Source organism: Pantoea sp. M_10, from assembly GCF_008631515.1.
Classification (GTDB): Bacteria; Pseudomonadota; Gammaproteobacteria; order Enterobacterales; family Enterobacteriaceae; genus Pantoea; species Pantoea anthophila.
The window spans coordinates 1118578-1139598 of sequence record NZ_VWUL01000001.1 but is presented as its reverse complement, the minus strand read 5'-3'; the positions used below and the strand labels follow the sequence as shown (position 1 = coordinate 1139598).

The window sequence follows — 21021 nt, the reverse complement described above, 5'->3', positions numbered from 1 at the left end:
TGGCTTATAACCAGCATGGCGGTTTATTCGGCAATTTTTCAGTGAATACAACGCTAATCGTCAAAAAAATGGGCCGCAGCGGGCCCATTCTGACCGTGCTCAATCGGCTTATTGATAGGCTGACTGATGCACACCAACGGCACGACCTGATGGATCGTTCATGTTTTTAAACGCCTCGTCCCACTCGATCGCTTTGGCTGACGAACAGGCTACTGATGGACCGCCTGGCACACACTCCGCGGCGCTGGCCAGCGGGAACAGCTCTTCAAAGATCTCACGGTAGAGATAGGCTTCCTTCGACCCCGGCGTGTTGTGCGGGAAGCGGAAGTGAGCGGTTGCCAGCTGCTGGTCGCTGATTTGCTTCGCAGCCACCTCTTTCAGCGAGTCAATCCAGCTGTAACCGACGCCATCTGAGAACTGCTCTTTCTGACGCCACGCCACGCTTTCCGGCAGGTAGGAGGAGAAACATTCACGCAGAATGTGCTTCTCCATTTTGCCGTTGCTGCCACACATTTTATCTTCCGGGTTGATACGCATCGCCACATCCAGGAATTTTTTATCCAGGAACGGCACGCGGGCCTCAACGCCCCAGGCGGACATCGCTTTGTTGGCGCGGGCACAGTCGAACATATGCAGCGCCTGCAGTTTACGCACGTTTTCTTCGTGGAACTCTTTAGCGTTGGGGGCTTTATGGAAGTAAAGGTAGCCGCCGAACACTTCATCTGCGCCTTCGCCTGACAGCACCATCTTGATGCCCATTGCCTTGATTTTACGCGACATTAAATACATCGGCGTGGAGGCACGGATGGTGGTGACGTCATAGGTTTCAATGTGATAAATCACATCGCGAATCGCATCCAGACCTTCCTGCACGGTGAAATGAATCTCATGGTGCACGGTGCCCAGATGTTCCGCCACGGCTTTCGCCGCTTTCAGATCGGGTGAGCCTTCCAGCCCGACAGCAAAGGAGTGAAGCTGTGGCCACCACGCATCACTTTTATCCTGGTCTTCAACACGCTTTGCCGCAAAACGTTTGGTCACGGCGGAAATGATGGAGGAGTCCAGACCGCCCGACAGCAGCACACCATAAGGCACATCTGACATCAGGTGACTTTTCACAGACTCTTCCAGTGCATGCTTCAGGCCGGCCGCATCGGTGGTGTTGTGCTCAACGTTTTTATATTCCATCCAGTCACGCTGCCAGTAACGACGGATTTCGCCATCGGTGCTGGAGAGGTAGCTTCCCGGCGGAAACTCTTTAATCGAACGGCAAACCGGCACCAGCGCTTTCATTTCTGACGCGACATAGAGGTTGCCATGCTCATCGTTACCCATATAGAGCGGGATAATCCCGATATGGTCACGGCCAATCAGATACGTGTTTTTGACGCTGTCGTAGAGGATAAAGGCGAACATGCCTTCCAGGTCATCAAGGAAGTCGGCCCCTTTCTCCTGATAGAGCGCCAGAATCACTTCACAGTCAGAACCGGTCTGAAACGCATAGCGATCGCTGAGTTCCGCGCGCAGCGCCTGATGGTTATAAATTTCGCCGTTGACTGCCAGGACATGGGTGTGGTCGGCGTTGTACAGCGGCTGTGCGCCGTTGTTAACGTCAACAATTGAGAGACGTTCATGCGCCAGGATGGCATGGTCATCAGCGTAGACGCCTGACCAGTCCGGGCCGCGATGACGCATTAAGCGTGAACATTCCAGCGCCTTTTTGCGCAGCTCAACAGGATCGCTTTTCAGATCCAGCACACCAAAAATTGAACACATAACTGACTCCTGAGCTCACCTTACGGCGATGTTATCTTTTAGGTTTGTCCGGCAGCCTGACGCTGCGTGATAGATAAGAAAATGCGCTATTTGATGCCGTCAATGCAAGAGGAATCGTGATTTACTGATAAAAATATTGATCACATGACGATAAAATTGAATAAACGATAATTTAAGAGCTTATTTGTTGTTGGATCCGCAATGAAATGCATATTTTGAGCAAAAATCAGGCGGCAAACAGGGGGTAAAAGCGGAGAAAAGGGGGAGACGCATCACAATTCAGCCCGATGCGTCATAAGCAAACTGAATCAGAACAGGTCAATATCGGCAACAGAGGGATAGATCCAGTCCGGGCGGAAGGGCATCGCGTCGATATCGCTCAGGGTGGAGACGCCAGAGAGCACCAGCACCGTCTCCAGACCCGCCTGGAAACCGGCCAGAATATCGGTGCGCAGGTTATCGCCGACGATGACCGTCTCTTCGGAGTGAGCCTGCATTTTGTTCAGCGCGGCACGCATGATGTAAGGGCTTGGTTTGCCCACAACAAAGGGGCTGCGGCCGGATATCTTCTCAATCCCCGCACAGAGTGCGCCACAGGCGGGAATAAACCCACGCGCATGGGTGTCGGGATTGGTGGCAATAAAGCGAGCGCCGTTGGCAACAAAGAAAGCCGCTTTATGCATCATGTCCCAGTTAAAGGAGCGTGTCTCTCCGACAATCACAAAGTCGGGATTCACATCGGTAATGGTAAAGCCCGCTTTGTAGAGTTCATGAATCAGCGCCCCCTCACCAATCACATACGCCTTTTTGCCCTCCTGACGGCGCAGGAAGTCCGCGGTGGCCATTGCCGAGGTGTAGAAGACGGAATCGGGCACCTCAACGCCTGCTGAGGCAAAACGGTTAGCCAGATCCTGCTCAGTCTGCGAAGGGTAGTTGGTCAGCACCACCAGCGGCATCTCTTTGGCCAGAATGCGCTGCAGAAATTCCTGTGCGCCGGGAACGGCCGTGTTGTCGTGCATCAGCACGCCATCGATATCACAAATTACGCTTTTTATGGTCATAGTCAGATCCGGTGTGGCCCGCCACAGCAGCGGGTGAGCTTAATCTTCCAGAAGGTGTTGCAGCAGAATGCCGTTAAGCATGGCACGTTTAGCCAGCGCAAAGGCACCAATCGCAGAACGATGATCCAGTGTCGAACGAACAACCGGCAGATGCTTACGGAAGGCCTCTAACGCCTGGGTATTAATGCAGCCCTCAATCGCGGGCAGCAGCACTTTTTCTGCTTCGGTAATCTCTCCCGCCAGCACCACTTTTTGTGGATTAAACAGGTTGATGGCGATGGCAATCGCCTTGCCGAGATAGCGCCCCACGTGCTCGATCACTTCACAGGCCAGGGCATCACCCTGATTCGCCGCTTTACAGATGTGGGGCATCTGGCACGCCTCCAGCGTCAGCACACTGGGGTAGCCCTGATTCAGCAGGTGACGCACACGGTTTTCAATGGCGCCATTGGCAGCAATGGTTTCCAGGCAGCCAAAGTTACCGCAGTGGCAGCGTTCGCCTAACGGATCGACCTGAATGTGGCCGATCTCGCCGACGTTACCGTTACTGCCGAGAAAAATATGGCCGTTGGCGATAATGCCGGCACCGGTCCCCCGGTGTAACCGCACCAGAATTGAGTCAGCACAGTCGCGGCTTGCACCGAAGTAGTGCTCGGCCAGCGCCAGACTGCGGATATCGTGACCGACAAAACTGGTGACGTTAAAGCGTTTCTTCAGGCTGGCGACCAGCGGCCAGTGGCTGACAGCGATGTGCGGCATATAGCGAATCACGCCGTTAATCGGGTCGACCAGGCCGGGCAGAATCACGGAAATAGCGATCAGCTCGCGGATTTTACGCTGGTGCTGCTCGATGAAGCCGCTGATGGCATTAAACAGCGCATGCTCCAGCGTCTCCTGGGTGCGTTCCGGCAGCGCATAATCCTCCTGCGCCAGCGATTTGCCGCTGAGGTCAAACAGCGTAAGGGTGGCATCGTGACGGCCGAGTCGGACGCCGATGGTCTGGAAGTGGCGGGTTTCAGTGATAATCGAGATAGCGCGGCGACCACCGGTAGACGCCTGCTGGTCTACCTCTTTGATCAGGCCGCGCTCAATCAACTGGCGGGTAATTTTCGTGACGCTGGCGGGGGCGAGCTGGCTGAGTTCGGCAATCTGAATGCGCGATATCGGCCCCTGTTGATCAATCAGCCGGTAAACCGCTGCGCTATTAAGTTGCTTAACAAGATCGACATTTCCTATTTGTGACTGGCCGCCAGTGGTCATTCAGTGCTTACTCGCTCAGGACGTCGTCTCCGTTGACAAACGTCTTAATGATTTTAAAGTCGCGCGTAAACACAGTCAGGTTCGCGATTTTTCCTGCTTCGATCGAGCCTAACTGTTTTTCCACGCCCATCGCCCGTGCCGGGTAGAGTGATGCCATGCGCAATGCTTCGTCCAGTGCGATACCCACATGCTTGACGCTGTTCTGTACCGCTTCAATCATCGTCAGGGCTGAACCACTGAGTGTGCCGTTTTCGTCAACACAGAGCCCGTCACGATAATAGATTGTTTTGCCAGCAAAAATAAACTCACTGATTGCCGCGCCCGCCGGTGCGGTGGCATCCGTTACCAGCACCAGCTTGTCGCCTTTTATGCGTTTAGCATTGCGCACGTTAGCGTAATGTACATGTAAACCATCCGCAATAATGCCGCAGTATACATCAGGCGAATCAAACAGCGCACCGATAAGCCCCGGTTCACGACCGGCAAAGGCGGGCATCGCGTTGTAGAGGTGTGTCGCAAAACTCACACCAGCAGAGAAGCCCGCTTTCGCCTCTTCATACGTTGCACTGGAGTGACCGGCAGACACAATGATCCCGGCGTCAGTCAGCTGCCGAATCACCTCGCGACCGGCATTCTCCGGCGCCAGCGTCACTTTGGTGATGACATCGGCGTTGTCACACAGATACTGCACCATCGCCGCATCCGGCAGGCGAATCAGCGCCGGATCGTGGGTGCCTTTCTTCGCCTTGCTGAGCCACGGGCCTTCCAGATGCAGACCCAGCGCCTGATGCTGATGCTTCTGCAGATAGGCGCGCATGGTTTCGATGGCCCGCTTCATCAGGGCATCGCTGCTGGTGATCAGCGTCGGTAAAAAGCTGGTGCAGCCCGATTTCTCATTGGCGCGCTGCATGATCTCCAGCGTTTCAACGCTGAGCGCATCAATGTCGTCATTAAACTGCACGCCACCACAGCCGTTAAGCTGGAGATCGATAAAGCCTGGCGCAATGATGGCACCCGCCACATCCCGCAATTCAACATCCGCCGCAACCGCTTCACGCGGGCAGACGTGCGCAATCTGCGTCCCGTCAACCACGACCGCGTAGTTATCCAGAATCTCATGACCGCTGTAGATGCGACCGTTGACTAATGCGTACATCTCTCTTCTCCCGTCCTGGCCTGCTGTCACGCAGCGTAACAGCAGGGCATGACAATGTTCTGTTACACGCCTTTCATATTTTCCGCTTCCATTTCGCGGAAATATTTCACGGTTTTCACTTTCAGTTCCATGGTGGCCGGCTCATCACACACCACCACCGATTTTGCGTGCAGCTGCAGGCAGCTGATGGTCCACATATGGTTGACGTTGCCTTCAACCGCCGCCTGCAGGGCCTGCGCTTTAACATGGCCGGTAACCAGAATCATCACTTCCTCTGCATCCAGCAGCGTGCCGACGCCGACCGTCAGCGCGTATTTAGGCACCTGGTCAACGTCGCCGTTGAAGAAGCGAGAGTTCGCCACGCGGGTATCATGGGTCAGGGTTTTAATGCGGGTTCGCGAAGCCAGCGACGAAGCCGGTTCGTTAAAGGCGATATGGCCGTCGTTACCGACACCCCCCATAAACAGGTGAATTTTACCCAGCGCGCGAATTTTCTCTTCGTACTGACGACATTCTGCGTCAATATCGGGTGCATTACCATTCAGCAGGTTGATATTTTCCGGTTGAATATCAACGTGATCGAAGAAATTACGATACATGAAGCTGTGATAGCTCTCCGGATGCTCTTTTGGCAGGCCCACATATTCATCCATATTGAACGTCACAACATGCTTAAAACTGACCTGGCCCGCTTTGTGCATATCAATCAGGTGTTTGTATGCCTCCAGTGGCGTGCCGCCGGTAGGCAGACCCAGGACGAAAGGTTTTTCCGCCGTCGGGTTAAACGCGTTGATGCGGTTAACGATATGTCGGGCGGCCCATTTGCCGACCTGGGTTGGCGTCGCTAAAGGAATCAGTCTCATGTTTCACCTCATTTGAAATGGAAAGGGGATCGCTGAACCGTTGCGTAAATCATCAGCCTGAACAGATTTTCTATTCTCGCCACGGCCGGAGCGCAATTCAATATTTCGGATCATAAAATAAGTTTGCATTCATAGCCAGATGTTGCAGTGTGACCCGATGTTTTTTAGTGATAAAAGTCACATATGTCGGGGTTTTAATTTGCGAGGCGAATTAATTTGTCATTACACTTCGCTGCGTGACATGCAGTGTATTCACAATCTTTGCAGCTGACATAACAACATTAAGCGGCGCAAAGCGACAAGTCAGGCTCATAGGGGGAAGGTCCATGTTAAGTTATTTACAGAAGGTAGGGCGGGCACTGATGGTGCCGGTTGCCACCCTGCCAGCGGCAGCGATACTTATGGGGGTAGGGTACTGGATTGATCCGGACAGCTGGGGGGCAGGTAATGCGCTGGCAGCCTTATTGATCAAGTCTGGTGCCGCTATCATCGAAAATATGTCCGTGCTGTTTGCGATCGGTGTCGCTTACGGCATGTCGAAAGATAAAGATGGTGCGGCGGCCCTGACCGGCTTTGTCGGTTTCCTGGTGGTCACCACGCTCTGCTCACCAGCGGCGGTGGCGATGATTCAGAAAATGCCGGTTGAGCAGGTGCCTGCTGCCTTTGGCAAAATTAATAATCAGTTTGTCGGTATTCTGGTCGGGATTCTCTCGGCAGAAGTCTATAACCGCTTCAGCCACGTCGAACTGCCTAAGGCGCTCTCTTTCTTCAGCGGACGCCGGCTGGTGCCGATTCTTGTTTCGTTCCTGATGATCTTCGTCGCCTTTATCCTGATGTATATCTGGCCGGTTATCTTCAATGGTCTGGTAGGCTTTGGCGAGCATATCCAGAAGCTTGGCTCGGTCGGGGCCGGTATTTACGCCTTCTTTAACCGTCTGCTGATTCCGGTCGGTCTGCATCACGCGCTGAACTCCGTGTTCTGGTTCGATGTGGCCGGGATTAATGACATTCCTAAATTCCTCGGCGGTGCGCAGTCACTGGCGGATGGGTCGGCCACCGTGGGCATCACTGGTCGCTATCAGGCGGGCTTCTTCCCGATCATGATGTTTGGTCTGCCAGGCGCTGCGCTGGCTATCTATCACTGCGCGCGTCCTGAAAATCGCGTCAAAGTGGGCAGTATCATGCTGGCCGCTGCGTTTGCCGCCTTCTTTACCGGTATCACCGAACCGCTGGAGTTCTCCTTCATGTTCGTGGCACCGGTGCTCTATCTGATCCACGCCGTACTGACCGGTATTTCTGTCTTCATCGCCGCCAGCATGCACTGGATCGCCGGATTTGGTTTCAGCGCCGGGCTGGTGGATATGGTGCTGTCGACCCGTAACCCGCTGGCGACCCACTGGTACATGCTGATCCCGCAGGGGCTGGTGTTCTTTGCTATCTATTACGTGGTCTTCCGCTTCACCATCAAAAAATTCAATCTGATGACCCCCGGCCGCGAGCTGGCGGTGGCCGGTGATGAAAGCGATGGTTATGACGTCAACGTGGACAACAGCGATAACGGCGAAAGCGCCACGGAATCCCTGGCACGTCGCTACATCGGTGCGGTCGGTGGCTCCGCTAACCTGACCAGCATTGACGCCTGCATCACCCGTCTGCGTCTGAACGTGAATGATTCCGCTCAGGTTAACGAGAGCGTGGCGAAGCGTCTGGGCGCGTCCGGCGTTATCCGTCTGAATAAACAGAGCGTGCAGATCATTGTCGGCACCCAGGCCGAAGGCATCGCCTCCGCCATGAAAAAAGTGCTGGCCAAAGGCCCGGTCGCGGCAGCTGCATCCGGCACAACGCCAGCGGCAGAGCCGGAGGTTAAACCGCAGGCCGTGCTGAACAGCGAGAAGCGCGTTATTGCGACGCTGCTGGCACCGGTAACGGGAGAGGTCGTGGCACTGGATGCGGTTCCGGATGAAGCCTTTGCCAGCAAAGCGGTAGGCGACGGGCTGGCCATCAAACCCAGCGACAAATGGGTTGTGGCACCGATTGCCGGTACGCTGGTGAAAATCTTCAATACCAATCATGCGTTCTGTCTGGAAACCGACAACGGTGTCGAGATCGTGGTTCACATGGGACTCGATACCGTCGCGCTGGACGGAAAAGGCTTTACCCGGCTGGCGGAAGAGGGAGCCAGCGTGGTAGCCGGTCAGCCGGTGCTGGAGATGGATCTTGAATTCCTGAACGCAAATGCCCGCTCGATGGTGAGTCCGGTGGTGGTCAGCAATAGCGAAGATTTCGCGGGTCTGACACTCCTGGCCCACGGTCCGGTCGTCGCAGGTGAAACCCCGCTGTATGAAGTGAAAGGCTAATCCCCGCAACAGAACCCCACAGGCAGGAAGCGATTCCTGCCTTTTTTGTTTTAAAGGCTTAACAAACGGTTGTTTCCCTCAGACGCTTTGTGGATCATACTCCGTTACTTCGTGGTACAAATCACCCGTTATTCGTATTGAGGATTTTTGAGATGAGTGAGGCTGAAGCCCGCCCAACTAACTTTATTCGTCAGATCATTGACGAAGATTTGGCGAGCGGTAAGCACAGCAGCGTGCATACCCGTTTTCCGCCGGAGCCCAATGGCTATCTGCACATTGGTCATGCGAAATCGATCTGTCTGAATTTTGGCATCGCCCAGGATTATCAGGGGCAATGCAACCTGCGTTTCGATGATACCAATCCGGTTAAAGAGGATATGGAATTCGTTGAATCCATCAAGCGTGACGTCCAGTGGCTGGGTTTTGAGTGGAGCGGTGAAGTCTGCTACTCATCAGACTATTTCGATCAGCTCTACAACTATGCCGTTGAGCTGATTACCAAAGGGCTGGCTTACGTTGATGAGCTGAGCCCGGATCAGATTCGCGAATATCGTGGCACCCTGAAAGAGCCGGGCAAAAACAGCCCGTATCGCGATCGCAGCGTGGAAGAGAACCTGGCGCTATTTGAAAAAATGCGAAACGGGGGTTTTGCGGAAGGCACGGCCTGTCTGCGCGCCAAAATCGATATGGCTTCGAACTTCATCGTTATGCGCGATCCGGTGCTTTACCGCATCAAGTTTGCGGAACATCACCAGACCGGCAACAAGTGGTGCATCTACCCGATGTATGACTTTACCCACTGCATTTCCGATGCGCTGGAAGGCATTACACACTCGCTCTGTACGCTGGAGTTCCAGGACAACCGCCGTCTTTATGACTGGGTGCTGGACAACATCACGATTCCGGTTCATCCGCGCCAGTATGAGTTCTCGCGCCTGAATCTGGAGTATGCGGTGATGTCAAAACGCAAACTCACTCAGCTGGTGACCGAGAAGCACGTAGAAGGGTGGGACGATCCACGGATGCTGACCGTTTCAGGTCTGCGCCGTCGTGGTTACACCGCGGCTTCTATCCGTGAGTTCTGCCGTCGTATTGGCGTGACCAAGCAGGATAACATCGTCGAGATGGCGTCACTGGAATCCTGCATCCGTGATGATCTGAACGAAAATGCGCCACGCGCAATGGCAGTACTCGATCCCCTGAAAGTGGTGATCGAAAACCTGCCCGCCGGTCACAACGAGGTCATCACCATGCCTAACCATCCGGGTAAACCGGAAATGGGTACGCGTGAAGTGCCGTTCAGCCGGGAGATCTGGATTGACCGTGCAGATTTCCGCGAAGAGGCGAACAAACAATATAAACGTCTGGTTCTGGGCAAAGAAGTCCGTCTGCGCAATGCCTATGTGATCCGTGCAGAGCGGGTAGCCAAAGATGAAGCGGGCAACATTACCTGCATCTACTGCACCAGCGATGTGGATACCCTGAGCAAAGATCCGGCCGATGGCCGCAAGGTGAAGGGGGTGATTCACTGGGTGTCTGCGGATCATGCGCAGCCTGCCGAGTTCCGCCTCTATGACCGACTGTTCAGCGTGCCGAATCCGGCGGCGGCTGAAGATTTCCTGGCGGTGATCAACCCTGATTCACTGAGCATCAAAAATGGCTTTGTCGAACCGAGCCTGCGCGATGTGGAAGCGGCCACCCCGTTCCAGTTTGAGCGTGAGGGCTATTTCTGCGCCGACAGCGTTTACTCTAAACCGACGCAGCTGGTGTTTAACCGCACCGTGGGGCTTCGCGATACCTGGGCTAAAACGGGCGAATAATCGTTTAGGGCTGACCTCATAAAATGACAAAAGGGCGATTAATCGCCCTTTTTTATTGCCCCTGTATTGAGAATTGCCGACGTTTATTCTGGCTTAACGCAAATCCTGCTCAGACTGCCTTGTGAGAGAAATCTGAGTTTAAAAAAATTAATCAATTTCAGGATGTGAATTGTCCGCTTTCAGGTAGGCTATGCGCTCTAAGAGGTAGCAAAGCGGGTTATATAAGGAAAAAAAATGCCAGTCCTCGCTCAGGAAGCCAAACACAGTGTCGTCGTTTTACATCAGCTCATTGAACGTATTTTTAATCAGCCTGCCGGATCGGATGACAGCTTTGAGCTGATGATGTCCTTTTTCCATCCTGACTTCCGCATGGTGACGCCAAAAGGCAAAGAGTACGATCTTAATGCGGTCGAAGAGCTGTTCCGACAGCTGCAGGGGCAGCGGGAAGGGATGCGAATTGCGACCTGTGAGCACGTCATACTCTCTCATCACGAAAATGAGATCACCGTGCAGTATCGTGAGATGCAGATGCTGAATGGCAATAACCAGAGCCGTATTTCGCTGGCGATTCTGGATTGCAGCAGCTCGAATCCACGCTGGCGTTATCTGCAGGAGACGCTGGTGGCCTGAGGGTTCAGCAGAGCACAGACGAAAAAAAACCGGTCACGTAACCGGTTTTTTTATTTCCGCCCGCCAGATTACTGGTCGTGCAGGGTCTCATCTTCACGGCAGTCGCCCAGCGTACAGTGTCCGTACAGATAGAGGCTGTGGTTGGTCAGCTTGATGCCGTGGCGGGTCGCGATTTCACGCTGACGCGTTTCGATGGATTCATCGCTGAACTCAATAACCTTGCCACAGTCCAGGCAGATCAGGTGATCGTGGTGATGCTGCTGCGTCAGTTCGAAAACGGATTTGCCGCCTTCAAAGTTGTGACGGGTCACAATACCGGCGTCGTCGAACTGGTTCAGCACGCGGTAAACGGTGGCCAGGCCAATCTCTTCGCCGATGTCGATCAGGCGTTTATACAAATCTTCCGCGCTGACGTGATGGCACTCAGGTTCCTGAAGCACTTCCAGAATTTTCAGTCTGGGCAGTGTCACTTTCAGGCCAGCCTTCTTTAATGCGGTGTTGTTGTCAGTCATGCGGATTTTGTCCTGTTACTAATATTCACTTTTGTGGCTTGTCGCCTTGAATGTCGATCTGTGCTCATTCGCATTTGCGTCTCATTATAGAGCTCAGGGGATGAAATGAAAACCTGAGGGCCGTGAATCATCATGGGCGATGGGGGAAGCTTCACCGGGCCGGGGAGGATTCTGGCAGAGGTCTTTCAGCACATCACTGCGTCATACCGCCTGAGCTAATACGCGGAAGATCGATGCGGGTATTCTACAGATTAAACGAAGAAAGTTAAAAAAATGTGGCTATTATTTCTATAGGAAATTCCATTGCCTCAATGTGAGCTGGCGCTCACATTGAGGCGGGGCGCATCAGGCTTCGATGATCTCTTTCAGCTGCAGTTCATCAAAAATCTGCTTAACCCACTGATCGACGCGCTGGCTGGTCAGCTCAGGCTGACGATCTTCGTCAATGGCCAGGCCCAGGAAGTGCGTCTCATCAGCCAGACCTTTTGAGGCTTCAAAATGGTAGCCTTCTGTTGGCCAGTGACCCACGATAACGGCGCCGTGCGGCTCGATAATGTCGCGGATTGTGCCCATCGCATCACAGAAATATTCAGCGTAATCTTCCTGGTCGCCACAGCCAAACAGGGCAACCAGCTTGCCGTTGAAATCGATCTCTTCCAGCGTCGGGAAGAAGTCATCCCAGTCGCACTGCGCTTCACCGTAGTACCAGGTCGGGATGCCCAGCAGCAGGATATCAAACGCTTCCAGGTCTTCTTTTGTACTTTTCGCGATGTCATGCACTTCTGCAACATCTTTACCCAGCTGTTTCTGGATCATTTTTGCAATGTTTTCGGTGTTGCCGGTATCGCTGCCAAAGAAGATGCCTACGAGTGCCATGAGTAAAATAACCTCTTAAATCCTGATAATGAGATGTGTGCCGCAGCACATTTCTGCGAATAATAGCAGACGAGACAAACCCGCGGAACGGTTAAAGCCTCGACATTTGCTCCTGCGTGCGATTTGCCCGCATCAATCCAGTTTGAGCTGCGCCAGCAGCATCTGTTCAATCAGTTCGCTGCGGCTGAGATTACGCTGCGCGGCCAGCGAATTGAGTGCATCGACGGCCTCGCTGTTCATTTTCAGTTCGACACGACGCAGTCCGCGCCCTTTGTCACGTTTCAGTTGATTGCGCTTATTGATGCGCAGCTGTTCATCACGCGAAAGCGGACTGGTTTTGGGGCGACCCGGGCGGCGCTCATCAGCAAACAGATCGAGCGTCGTGCGGTCAGTGTGTTCTTTTGCCATGGCTTAGTAAAACTGAATGGGTGCGGGCGCCAGACGCTCACCGCGCAGATTATAAATTATTGGCCGTTACCGCAGAAAAATCGACCTGCGGCAAAATTTTAGCGCGCCATCATACTGCACGCTTACTCCGGACGCCAATCCTAAACCTTTACTGCCATCTATTTGCTTTTAAAGCGCAAAAAAGCGCCGCACACTGCGCAAAACGGCATCGGGCTTCTCAGCATGGACCCAGTGGCCCGCACCGCCGATCACGTGGGCCTGCGCCGCCGGGAACTGCTGAAGTAACGCATCGCGATAGCGGTTATCCAGGTAACTGGAGTCACCGCCGCGGATAAAGAGAGCCGGATGAGGCCAGGCGGGAACAGGCTGCCAGCCAGAAAGGGTAGGGTAGTTATCCCACAGCACCGGCACGTTAAAGCGCCATTGCCCGTCATGAAATGACTTCAGCAGGAACTGAATGACCCCTTCTTCTTCAATCACCGGCCGCATAATGCGGGCCGCCTCGCTGCGCAGCGTCACACCTGCCTCTGAGACGGCGCGAATACCGGCAAAGATCAGGTCGTGACGCCGGGTCTGATAATCGACCGGCGCGATATCGATCATCACCAGCCGCTCAATGCGATCCGGCACCAGCGCGCTCATGGTCATGGCGATTTTACCGCCCATCGAATGACCGATGACCGCGACGCGATCGATGCCGTGCGCATCCAGCGTATCGACCATATCCTGCGCCATTACAGCGTAGTTCATCTCCTCCGATCGCGGCGAGAGTCCATGGTTACGGACATCCACCTGCAGCAGTGGCCCGGCATCTTTCAGGCCACGGGCCAGTACGCCGAGGTTGTCCAGACTGCCAAACAGACCGTGAATAAGCAGGATGGGCAGAGAATCAGCAGGGGATTGTTCAGTTTGCAGACGGGCGTTCAAAATCATAGCAAAGTTCTTAAGTTTGAGACCTGAGCTTAGGTTATCATGGTTTCACCTTTTCAGGCGCGCCGGTTCCGGCGGCATTAGGACATATTCTGACTTTTGCCCGTAAACCGTTTGATTGCTAACAACCCGCCTGAATTTAACTTTATAATCCTCATGTTAGAACCCGCACATCCGTTGAATTGTCTGACTATACTCAGGGCTTTTCAGGAAAGAGGTGGTTCTGTCATGAGAAAGAACCGTACGGAATAAGATGAAAACGATCGAAGTTGACGAAGAGCTCTACCGTTATATTGCCAGCCACACGCAGCACATTGGTGAAAGCGCATCTGACATTCTGCGTCGTATGCTGAAGTTTACGGCCGGTCAGACGGCACCCGCTTCGCCGGCTCAGCCTGCCTCAAAAGATGCAGCGAAAGAGGCGCCGTCTGCGCCTGTGGGTTCGCGCCCGCAGGATCGTGTGCGCGCGATGCGTGAGCTGCTGCTCTCCGATGAATATGCGGAGCAGAAGCGGGCGGTCAATCGCTTTATGCTCGTTTTGTCAACGCTCTATCGTCTTGATACCGCAGCCTTTGCTGAGGCCACTGCATCGCTGCAGGGCCGCACCCGCGTCTACTTTGCAGGTGATGAGCATACGCTGTTGCAGAATGGCACCCATACTAAGCCGAAGCATGTGCCCGGCACGCCGTACTGGGTTATCACCAACACCAATACCGGCCGTAAATGCAGCATGATCGAACACATCATGCTGTCGATGCAGTTCCCTGCGGAACTCACCGAAAAAGTTTGCGGCACCATCTAAAACTTAAGCGTCAGGGAGCAGCGCCGATGGCCAATCACCCACGTGCCGGGCAACCCGCCCAGCAGAGCGATTTGATTAACGTTGCACAATTAACGTCACAATATTATGTCCTGCAGCCCGATGTGGCGAATCCGGAACATGCGGTGAAATTTGGCACCTCTGGCCATCGCGGCAGTGCAGGGCGTCAAAGCTTCAACGAGATGCACATTCTGGCGATTGCACAGGCGATTGCTGAAGAGCGTAAAAAGAACGGCATCACCGGGCCTTGCTACGTCGGCAAAGATACGCACGCGCTCTCTGAGCCGGCAATCCTGTCGGTGCTGGAAGTGCTGGCAGCGAATGGCGTTGACGTGATTGTGCAGCAGGACAATGGCTATACGCCGACCCCTGCCATCTCAAATGCGATCCTTGAGCACAACAAATCGGGTGGCCCGCTGGCTGACGGCATCGTGATTACGCCGTCCCATAACCCACCGGAAGATGGCGGCATCAAGTACAACCCACCGAATGGCGGACCAGCTGATACCAACGTCACCAAAGTGGTGGAAGATCGCGCTAATCAGCTGATCAAAGATGGCCTGAAAGAGGTTAAGCGTCTGCCACTGGAGCAGGCACTGGCCAGCGGTCATGTGGTCGAGAAAGATTTGATTCAGCCTTACGTTGAAGGCCTGGCCGAAATTATCGATTTCCCGGCTATCCAGAAAGCGGGCCTGAAGCTGGGCGTTGATCCGCTTGGTGGTTCAGGTATCGCCTACTGGCAGCGCATTGCGGAACACTACAAGCTGGATCTGACGCTGGTCAATGACGCGGTCGATCAGACTTTCCGCTTTATGCATCTGGATAAAGATGGCGTGGTGCGCATGGACTGCTCGTCTGAAAGCGCCATGGCAGGCCTGCTGGCTTACCGCGACAAGTTTGATCTGGCATTCGGTAACGATCCTGATTATGACCGTCACGGCATTGTGACCCCGGCGGGTCTGATGAATCCAAACCACTATCTGGCTGTGGCGATTAACTACCTGTTCCAGCATCGTCCGCAGTGGGGCCAGGACGTTGCCGTCGGCAAAACGCTGGTTTCCAGCGCCATGATTGACCGTGTGGTTAATGACATTGGTCGCAAGCTGGTGGAAGTGCCGGTCGGCTTCAAGTGGTTTGTTGATGGTCTTTATGACGGCAGCTTCGGCTTCGGTGGCGAAGAGAGCGCGGGTGCCTCATTCCTGCGTTTCGATGGTACGCCGTGGTCAACGGACAAAGATGGCATCATCATGTGTCTGCTGGCGGCTGAGATTACTGCCGTGACCGGTAAAAACCCTCAGCAGCATTACGATGAGCTGGCTGCACGCTTTGGTGCGCCGAGCTACAACCGTCTGCAGGCATCAGCGACTTCCGCGCAGAAAGCGGCGCTGTCGAAGCTCTCACCTGAGATGGTCAGCGCGGATACGCTGGCAGGTGACCCGATCACCGCTCGCCTGACGGCAGCACCGGGCAATGGCGCATCCATTGGCGGTCTGAAAGTGATGACGGAGAATGGCTGGTTTGCGGCCCGTCCGTCAGGCACTGAAGACGCCTACAAGATTTACTGTGAAAGCTTCCTGGGCGCAGAACACCGCGCGCAGATCGAGAAAGAAGCAGTAGAGATTGTCAGCGAAGTGCTGAAAAACGCCTGATCCGTCGGGCAATGAAAAGGCACCGCGGGCGCCTCAGACTGCTCCCTTACTCGCATCAGGGCATATCCTGCCGCAACGGATTAACCTGATGCGCAGGGGACAGGGTCAGAAGAGGAAAGCGTCCCGCGCCAGGGAAGGCGCGGGCCGAGCAGTCAGGGATGACGGTTTTGCGTCTTTCCGATCTGACCCTGTTCCCTGAGCAGGCTCCGTCTTACAGCGATAGCTACCCGATTCTGTCAGTATCAGAAGGCGCCTCTGGCGCCTTTTTTCATGGCATAAAACGGTAGCCGATGCCAGTTTCTGTCAGCAGATGCGCAGGCTGTGTCGGATTGGCCTCCAGCTTCTGACGCAGATGTCCCATATAGATACGCAGATAGTGGCTATGCTCCACCGCATTCGGTCCCCAGACCTGGCTCAGCAGTTGCCGCTGTGTCAGCACCTTCCCGGCATTGTTCAGCAGAATACTCAGCAGGCGAAATTCAATAGGAGTGAGGTGAACCTCACTGTCGCCGCGCTGCACCCGTCGTGCGGCAAAATCGACACTGACATCGGCAAAATGAACCCGGGCATCGGGCTGCTGACTGCTATGACGGCGCAGCGCAACCCGCACGCGCGCCATCAGTTCGCCGATGCCAAAGGGTTTGGTCAGATAGTCATCCGCACCGGCATCCAGTGCCGCGATCTTATCCTGCTCATCACTGCGCGCGGATAACACAATCACTGGCATGGCGCTCCACTGGCGCAGATCGCGGATAAAATCGGTGCCATCCCCATCCGGCAGGCCCAGATCCAGGATAACCAGATCGGGTTTACGGGTCGCTGCCTCAATCAGTCCGCGCTGCAGCGTATCTGCATCAAAAACTTTAAGGGCTTCACTCTCCAGTGCGAGCCGGACAAAGCGACGGATCTCTTTTTCATCTTCAACGATCAAAACCGTGGTCACGCAATACCTGCCTTAACGGGGTGCCGAAGCGCTACTTTATCAATTTTTCTGGCTGCCGTCCGGCGGCTTCATCGGTCGGCCACTTTCAACTCTTCAATAACCTTGCGATAACCTTTGTGTAACTTAATTACAGGCTGATTCTTAAACAGCAAAAATAGCGGTAATTAAGTGGTCAGACGAGTAGTAAAATTACACAATCTGGCGTAAAGTCAGACACAGATCACATTCGCACCGTTTCGCTCGCCGGGAGGAAAAACCATGTATCAGGCTTATCCACGCTACAGAATTATTGCACGCCGCACGCTGGTGGTTCTTCTCGGCGTTATGGCGCTTCCTGTCATGCTTTTTCGCCAGGATCGCGCCCGTTTCTACAGCTATCTGCACCGCATCTGGTGTAAAACCAGCGCCAAACCGGTCTGGCTGGCGCAGTCAGAAGCGGCAGGCGGCGTCTTCTGGTAAAGCCTCCTGTCAGCAAGCAGGCCCGGTCAGCAGACCGGGCTTTTTTTTACTTTTTTTCTACAATAATGAGAGCAACCTGTTGCTTTAACGCTGTCTTCCTGACCATTTTAAGCTACACTTAAACCTCTACAAGATTTCAGAGGTTGTACAAGTATGAGCAATAAAATCCCCGTTGGAATCAGTGCATGCCTGCTCGGCGATAGCGTCAGGTTTGATGGTGGCCATAAGCGTCTTACTTTTGCGACCCAGGATCTTACGCCCTTTGTCCGTTTTGAGCCGATCTGTCCTGAAATGGCAATCGGTTTGCCTACACCGCGTCCGGCATTACGGCTGGTGAAGCAGGGCGATGATGATGACTTGCACCTCTGCTTCAGCAAAGATGGCGGGGAAGAAGTCACCCACCAGATGCGTGACTGGTCAGCAGAGCGGGTAAAATCGCTGCATCATCTTTCGGGCTACATCCTGTGCGCCAAATCCCCCAGCTGTGGCATGGAGCGTGTACGGGTCTATGAACCTGACACCAACAACAACCGCAAAGTTGGCACCGGCATCTTCGCTGAATTTCTGCAGCGCGAAATGCCCTGGCTGCCGCTGGAAGAAGATGGTCGCCTGCACGATCCGGCGCTGCGTGAAAACTTCATCGGCCGCATCTGTGCGCTGCATGAGTTTAATCAGATGTGGCAACAGGGACTGACCCGCCACGGGCTGATCGCCTTCCACAGCCGCTACAAGCTGATGATGCTGGCGCACTCGCAGGAGAAATATCGCGAGCTGGGACCTTTTGTCGCTTCCATGAGTCAGTGGGATTCGCTGGACGCCTTTGCGTTTGAATACCGCAACCGCATGATGGCGCTGATGTCTCGTCCCGCGTCACGCCGCAATCACACCAATGTCCTGATGCACGTGCAGGGCTATTTCCGCCGTCAGCTCAGCTCGCCACAGCGTCAGGAGCTGGCCACGCTGATCGATCGCTATCGCCAGGGGACGCAGCCGCTGCTGGTGCCGATCACCATCCTCAAGCACTACATGGCGGAGTTCCCGCATCCGTGGCTGGCTCAGCAACGTTATTTTGACCCCTATCCCGAAGCCTTGTGCTTACGCTACGGACAGTAATTCAGGAGGCGTATGACCACCCATCTGGTCTGGCTGCGTAACGACTTACGCATCAACGATAATCTGGCGCTGCACGCCGCCTGTCGCGACAGCAAGGCGAACGTCATTGCGCTCTTCCTGGCGACGCCGGAACAGTGGCAACAGCATGAGATGTCACCTAAACAGGCTGCTTTTATCCACGCCAGCCTGCTGGAAGTGCAGGATGCGCTGGCAGAGCGGGGCATCAGACTGCACTACCAGGCGTGTAACACCTTCAGCGACAGCATTGATGCTCTGGCAGCGTTTTGTGAAAAGCAGAAGGTCGACCAGCTTTTCTATAACTATCAGTATGAGGTCAATGAGCGTCAGCGTGATGCAGAAGCTGAAAAGCGTCTCGACAAGGCGGGGGTTATCTGTCAGGGATTTGATGACAGTCTGCTGCTGGCACCCGGTAGCGTACAGAGCGGCGACCGCTCCATGTATAAGGTGTTCACGCCCTTCAGCAAAGCCTTTGTCCGACGTCTCCAGCAGGGATTGCCGGAGTGCGTCCCTGCGCCAAAAGCGCGTGAAGGCGCACCGCTGAAGACCCAGGCGATTCCTGCATTTGACTACCCCAAAGGCGAGTTTGACCATGATCTTTTTCCGCCAGGCGAAACTGCGGCGCTGAAGCGTCTGCGCCACTTCGCTAAACAGCCGGTGCTGGACTATCCCGACAAACGCGATCTGCCCGCGCTGGATGCGACCAGCCGTCTGTCGGTTTATCTGGCAACAGGCGTTCTGTCACCCCGCCAGTGTCTGCATCGTGTCCTGCATGAACATCCCGATGCGCTGGACAACAGCCGCGCATTTACCTGGCTGAATGAGCTCATCTGGCGCGAATTTTACCGGCATCTGCTGGTCGCCTATCCGTCTCTGTGCCGCCATAAGCCCTTTGTTGACTGGACGCACCGGGTGGAATGGCAGCGCAATGAGGCCCATTTCGACGCCTGGAAAGCGGGGAAAACGGGCTTTCCGATCGTTGACGCTGCGATGCGGCAGATGAAGGAGATGGGCTGGATGCATAACCGGTTACGCATGATCACCGCCAGCTTTCTGGTGAAAGATCTGCTGATCGACTGGCGCGAAGGGGAGCGCTATTTTATGCAGCAGTTGATTGATGGCGATCTGGCGGCGAACAATGGCGGCTGGCAGTGGGCCGCGTCAACCGGGACGGACGCCGCACCCTATTTCCGCATCTTTAACCCGACGACCCAGGGCGAGCGCTTCGATCCGCAGGGCGATTTTATCCGCCACTATCTGCCGGAACTGGCCGATGTCCCCGACAGCGATATTCACCAGCCGCACCGCTGGGCGGAGAAGCATCATAAGAAACTCGATTATCCGGCACCAATCGTGGATCATAAGGCCGCACGTAAAAAGACATTAGACGCCTTTGAGCGCGCCAAAAGCGCCGCCTGAGGCCTCGCAGGAGCCTGAATGAATCATTACGAACTGGAGGCGCTGATTAATCAGCATCTCAACAGCCACACCTTCAGCGATTATGCCCCCAACGGTTTACAGGTTGAGGGACGCAGTGAGGTTAAGCGGGTTATCACCGGTGTCACTGCCTGTCAGGCATTGCTGGATGAGGCGGTCGCCCGCGAGGCGGATGCGATAATCGTCCATCACGGTTATTTCTGGAAAAGCGAACCGGCCGCGATTAAAGGGATGAAGCGCCGCCGTCTGCGGACCCTGCTGGCGAATGATATCAATCTCTACGGCTGGCACCTGCCGCTTGATGCGCACCCGGAACTGGGCAACAACGCGCAGCTGGCAAAACTGCTGGATATTGAAATCCGGGGCGAAGTGATGCCGCTCGTTTTCCATGGGGAACTGGCAGAGCCGCTCTCCGGCGAACAGCTGGCCAGCCGAATTGGGGAGCGGCTGGGACGTCAGCCGCTGCATTGCGGTGACAACGCGCCGGCCCTGATTCGCCGCATTGCCTGGTGCAGCGGAGGCGGGCAGGGCTTTATCGACCAGGCTGCGGCCGCAGGCGTCGATGCTTACCTTACCGGTGAAGTTTCTGAACAGACCATCCACAGTGCGCGTGAGCAGGGGCTGCACTTCTTTGCCGCAGGGCACCATGCTACCGAGCGGGGCGGCGCAAAAGCGCTGGGCGAGTGGCTGGCGCAGCACCACAATCTGGACGTAACCTTCATCGATATTCCTAACCCTGCCTGATGCCCTTCCCGGTCCTGCGCACCTGCGCAGGGCCTTATTTCCTGACGCTATTCCTGCTGCTGCACGCCTGCGCAGGCCCTTATTCTTCGATGAGAACCCACGCTGCTGCGCGCCTGCAGCGGAGCTTATTGATTGACATCTTCCTGTCACTTTCGCATAACTGTTTGCTTTATGTAGATAAGGCACTGG

The 21021-nt window shown here is 54.8% G+C and carries 19 protein-coding genes; 9 read left to right on the top strand and 10 right to left on the bottom strand.

From position 1 onward, the window contains the following. Positions 1-108: 108 nt before the first annotated feature. From asnB to nagB, 5 genes are all read right to left on the bottom strand, one after another. A complete protein-coding gene (asnB, locus tag F3I47_RS05440) occupies positions 109-1776 on the bottom strand; it encodes an asparagine synthase B (RefSeq protein ID WP_150029409.1) in 1668 nt (555 codons plus the stop codon). A gap of 308 nt (positions 1777-2084) precedes the next feature. Continuing rightward, entirely contained in the window at positions 2085-2837 is a 753-nt protein-coding gene (locus tag F3I47_RS05435; RefSeq protein WP_009091467.1) for an HAD-IIA family hydrolase, read from the bottom strand. Positions 2838-2876: 39 nt separating this feature from the next. After that, a complete protein-coding gene (locus tag F3I47_RS05430) occupies positions 2877-4097 on the bottom strand; it encodes an N-acetylglucosamine repressor (RefSeq protein WP_046101417.1) in 1221 nt (406 codons plus the stop codon). Positions 4098-4104: 7 nt separating this feature from the next. Next, entirely contained in the window at positions 4105-5253 is a 1149-nt protein-coding gene (gene nagA / locus F3I47_RS05425; protein ID WP_150029410.1) for an N-acetylglucosamine-6-phosphate deacetylase, read from the bottom strand. Positions 5254-5315: 62 nt separating this feature from the next. Beyond that, positions 5316-6116, bottom strand: a complete 801-nt coding sequence (gene nagB, locus F3I47_RS05420; RefSeq protein ID WP_009091462.1) for a glucosamine-6-phosphate deaminase — start codon at positions 6114-6116, stop codon at positions 5316-5318. A gap of 326 nt (positions 6117-6442) precedes the next feature. Here nagB and nagE point away from each other — a divergent pair, with 326 nt between their 5' ends. The 3 genes from nagE (at position 6443) to F3I47_RS05405 (ending at position 10923) form a co-directional block, all read left to right on the top strand. After that, the gene (nagE, locus tag F3I47_RS05415; RefSeq protein ID WP_150029411.1) at positions 6443-8473 is read left to right on the top strand and encodes an N-acetylglucosamine-specific PTS transporter subunit IIBC; all 2031 of its coding nucleotides are present in this window, start codon (positions 6443-6445) and stop codon (positions 8471-8473) included. Positions 8474-8625: 152 nt separating this feature from the next. Next, complete coding sequence (gene glnS, locus F3I47_RS05410) at positions 8626-10293, top strand: glutamine--tRNA ligase (RefSeq protein WP_009091458.1); 1668 nt, start codon at positions 8626-8628, stop codon at positions 10291-10293. Positions 10294-10527: 234 nt separating this feature from the next. Then, positions 10528-10923, top strand: coding sequence for a hypothetical protein (locus F3I47_RS05405; protein WP_009091456.1), 396 nt, complete (start codon positions 10528-10530; stop codon positions 10921-10923). A gap of 68 nt (positions 10924-10991) precedes the next feature. Here the strand turns inward: F3I47_RS05405 and fur are convergent, their stop codons facing one another. From fur to ybfF, 4 genes are all read right to left on the bottom strand, one after another. After that, entirely contained in the window at positions 10992-11435 is a 444-nt protein-coding gene (gene fur, locus F3I47_RS05400) for a ferric iron uptake transcriptional regulator (RefSeq protein ID WP_009091454.1), read from the bottom strand. Positions 11436-11780: 345 nt separating this feature from the next. Beyond that, positions 11781-12311, bottom strand: a complete 531-nt coding sequence (gene fldA / locus F3I47_RS05395) for a flavodoxin FldA (RefSeq protein ID WP_009091452.1) — start codon at positions 12309-12311, stop codon at positions 11781-11783. 132 nt (positions 12312-12443) lie between these two features. After that, positions 12444-12719, bottom strand: a complete 276-nt coding sequence (gene ybfE / locus F3I47_RS05390; protein ID WP_009091450.1) for a LexA regulated protein — start codon at positions 12717-12719, stop codon at positions 12444-12446. A 168-nt stretch (positions 12720-12887) separates the two neighbouring features. Then, positions 12888-13652: an esterase gene (gene ybfF, locus F3I47_RS05385; protein WP_009091448.1), complete on the bottom strand. Its 765-nt coding sequence runs from the start codon at positions 13650-13652 to the stop codon at positions 12888-12890. Positions 13653-13902: 250 nt separating this feature from the next. On the opposite strand from ybfF, the gene seqA reads away from it, so the two are divergent. Both seqA and pgm read left to right on the top strand, forming a co-directional pair. Beyond that, a complete protein-coding gene (seqA, locus tag F3I47_RS05380; protein ID WP_009091446.1) occupies positions 13903-14451 on the top strand; it encodes a replication initiation negative regulator SeqA in 549 nt (182 codons plus the stop codon). 26 nt (positions 14452-14477) lie between these two features. Then, complete coding sequence (gene pgm / locus F3I47_RS05375; RefSeq protein WP_009091443.1) at positions 14478-16118, top strand: phosphoglucomutase (alpha-D-glucose-1,6-bisphosphate-dependent); 1641 nt, start codon at positions 14478-14480, stop codon at positions 16116-16118. Between the two features lie 268 nt (positions 16119-16386). Here the strand turns inward: pgm and kdpE are convergent, their stop codons facing one another. Then, positions 16387-17061, bottom strand: a complete 675-nt coding sequence (gene kdpE, locus F3I47_RS05370; protein WP_009091441.1) for a two-component system response regulator KdpE — start codon at positions 17059-17061, stop codon at positions 16387-16389. A gap of 258 nt (positions 17062-17319) precedes the next feature. Between kdpE and F3I47_RS05365 the strand changes: the two genes are divergently transcribed. The 4 genes from F3I47_RS05365 (at position 17320) to F3I47_RS05350 (ending at position 20832) form a co-directional block, all read left to right on the top strand. Beyond that, positions 17320-17520: a YbfA family protein gene (locus F3I47_RS05365; RefSeq protein WP_150029412.1), complete on the top strand. Its 201-nt coding sequence runs from the start codon at positions 17320-17322 to the stop codon at positions 17518-17520. 153 nt (positions 17521-17673) lie between these two features. Then, positions 17674-18633 carry a 2-thiouracil desulfurase family protein gene (locus F3I47_RS05360; protein ID WP_150029413.1) on the top strand — a complete coding sequence of 320 codons (960 nt, stop codon included), beginning with the start codon at positions 17674-17676 and terminating at the stop codon, positions 18631-18633. Between the two features lie 12 nt (positions 18634-18645). Next, the gene (gene phrB, locus F3I47_RS05355) at positions 18646-20070 is read left to right on the top strand and encodes a deoxyribodipyrimidine photo-lyase (RefSeq protein WP_150029414.1); all 1425 of its coding nucleotides are present in this window, start codon (positions 18646-18648) and stop codon (positions 20068-20070) included. Between the two features lie 18 nt (positions 20071-20088). Then, complete coding sequence (locus F3I47_RS05350; protein ID WP_150029415.1) at positions 20089-20832, top strand: type 2 GTP cyclohydrolase I; 744 nt, start codon at positions 20089-20091, stop codon at positions 20830-20832. The last annotated feature ends 189 nt before the right edge of the window (positions 20833-21021 follow it).

Coding starts and splice junctions, on each gene's coding strand:
- asnB (WP_150029409.1), bottom strand. CDS start 1,776: ATGTGTTCAATTTTTGGTGTGCTGGATCTGAAAAGCGATCCTGTTGAG.
- F3I47_RS05435 (WP_009091467.1), bottom strand. CDS start 2,837: ATGACCATAAAAAGCGTAATTTGTGATATCGATGGCGTGCTGATGCAC.
- F3I47_RS05430 (WP_046101417.1), bottom strand. CDS start 4,097: ATGACCACTGGCGGCCAGTCACAAATAGGAAATGTCGATCTTGTTAAG.
- nagA (WP_150029410.1), bottom strand. CDS start 5,253: ATGTACGCATTAGTCAACGGTCGCATCTACAGCGGTCATGAGATTCTG.
- nagB (WP_009091462.1), bottom strand. CDS start 6,116: ATGAGACTGATTCCTTTAGCGACGCCAACCCAGGTCGGCAAATGGGCC.
- nagE (WP_150029411.1), top strand. CDS start 6,443: ATGTTAAGTTATTTACAGAAGGTAGGGCGGGCACTGATGGTGCCGGTT.
- glnS (WP_009091458.1), top strand. CDS start 8,626: ATGAGTGAGGCTGAAGCCCGCCCAACTAACTTTATTCGTCAGATCATT.
- F3I47_RS05405 (WP_009091456.1), top strand. CDS start 10,528: ATGCCAGTCCTCGCTCAGGAAGCCAAACACAGTGTCGTCGTTTTACAT.
- fur (WP_009091454.1), bottom strand. CDS start 11,435: ATGACTGACAACAACACCGCATTAAAGAAGGCTGGCCTGAAAGTGACA.
- fldA (WP_009091452.1), bottom strand. CDS start 12,311: ATGGCACTCGTAGGCATCTTCTTTGGCAGCGATACCGGCAACACCGAA.
- ybfE (WP_009091450.1), bottom strand. CDS start 12,719: ATGGCAAAAGAACACACTGACCGCACGACGCTCGATCTGTTTGCTGAT.
- ybfF (WP_009091448.1), bottom strand. CDS start 13,652: ATGATTTTGAACGCCCGTCTGCAAACTGAACAATCCCCTGCTGATTCT.
- seqA (WP_009091446.1), top strand. CDS start 13,903: ATGAAAACGATCGAAGTTGACGAAGAGCTCTACCGTTATATTGCCAGC.
- pgm (WP_009091443.1), top strand. CDS start 14,478: ATGGCCAATCACCCACGTGCCGGGCAACCCGCCCAGCAGAGCGATTTG.
- F3I47_RS05365 (WP_150029412.1), top strand. CDS start 17,320: ATGTATCAGGCTTATCCACGCTACAGAATTATTGCACGCCGCACGCTG.
- F3I47_RS05360 (WP_150029413.1), top strand. CDS start 17,674: ATGAGCAATAAAATCCCCGTTGGAATCAGTGCATGCCTGCTCGGCGAT.
- phrB (WP_150029414.1), top strand. CDS start 18,646: ATGACCACCCATCTGGTCTGGCTGCGTAACGACTTACGCATCAACGAT.
- F3I47_RS05350 (WP_150029415.1), top strand. CDS start 20,089: ATGAATCATTACGAACTGGAGGCGCTGATTAATCAGCATCTCAACAGC.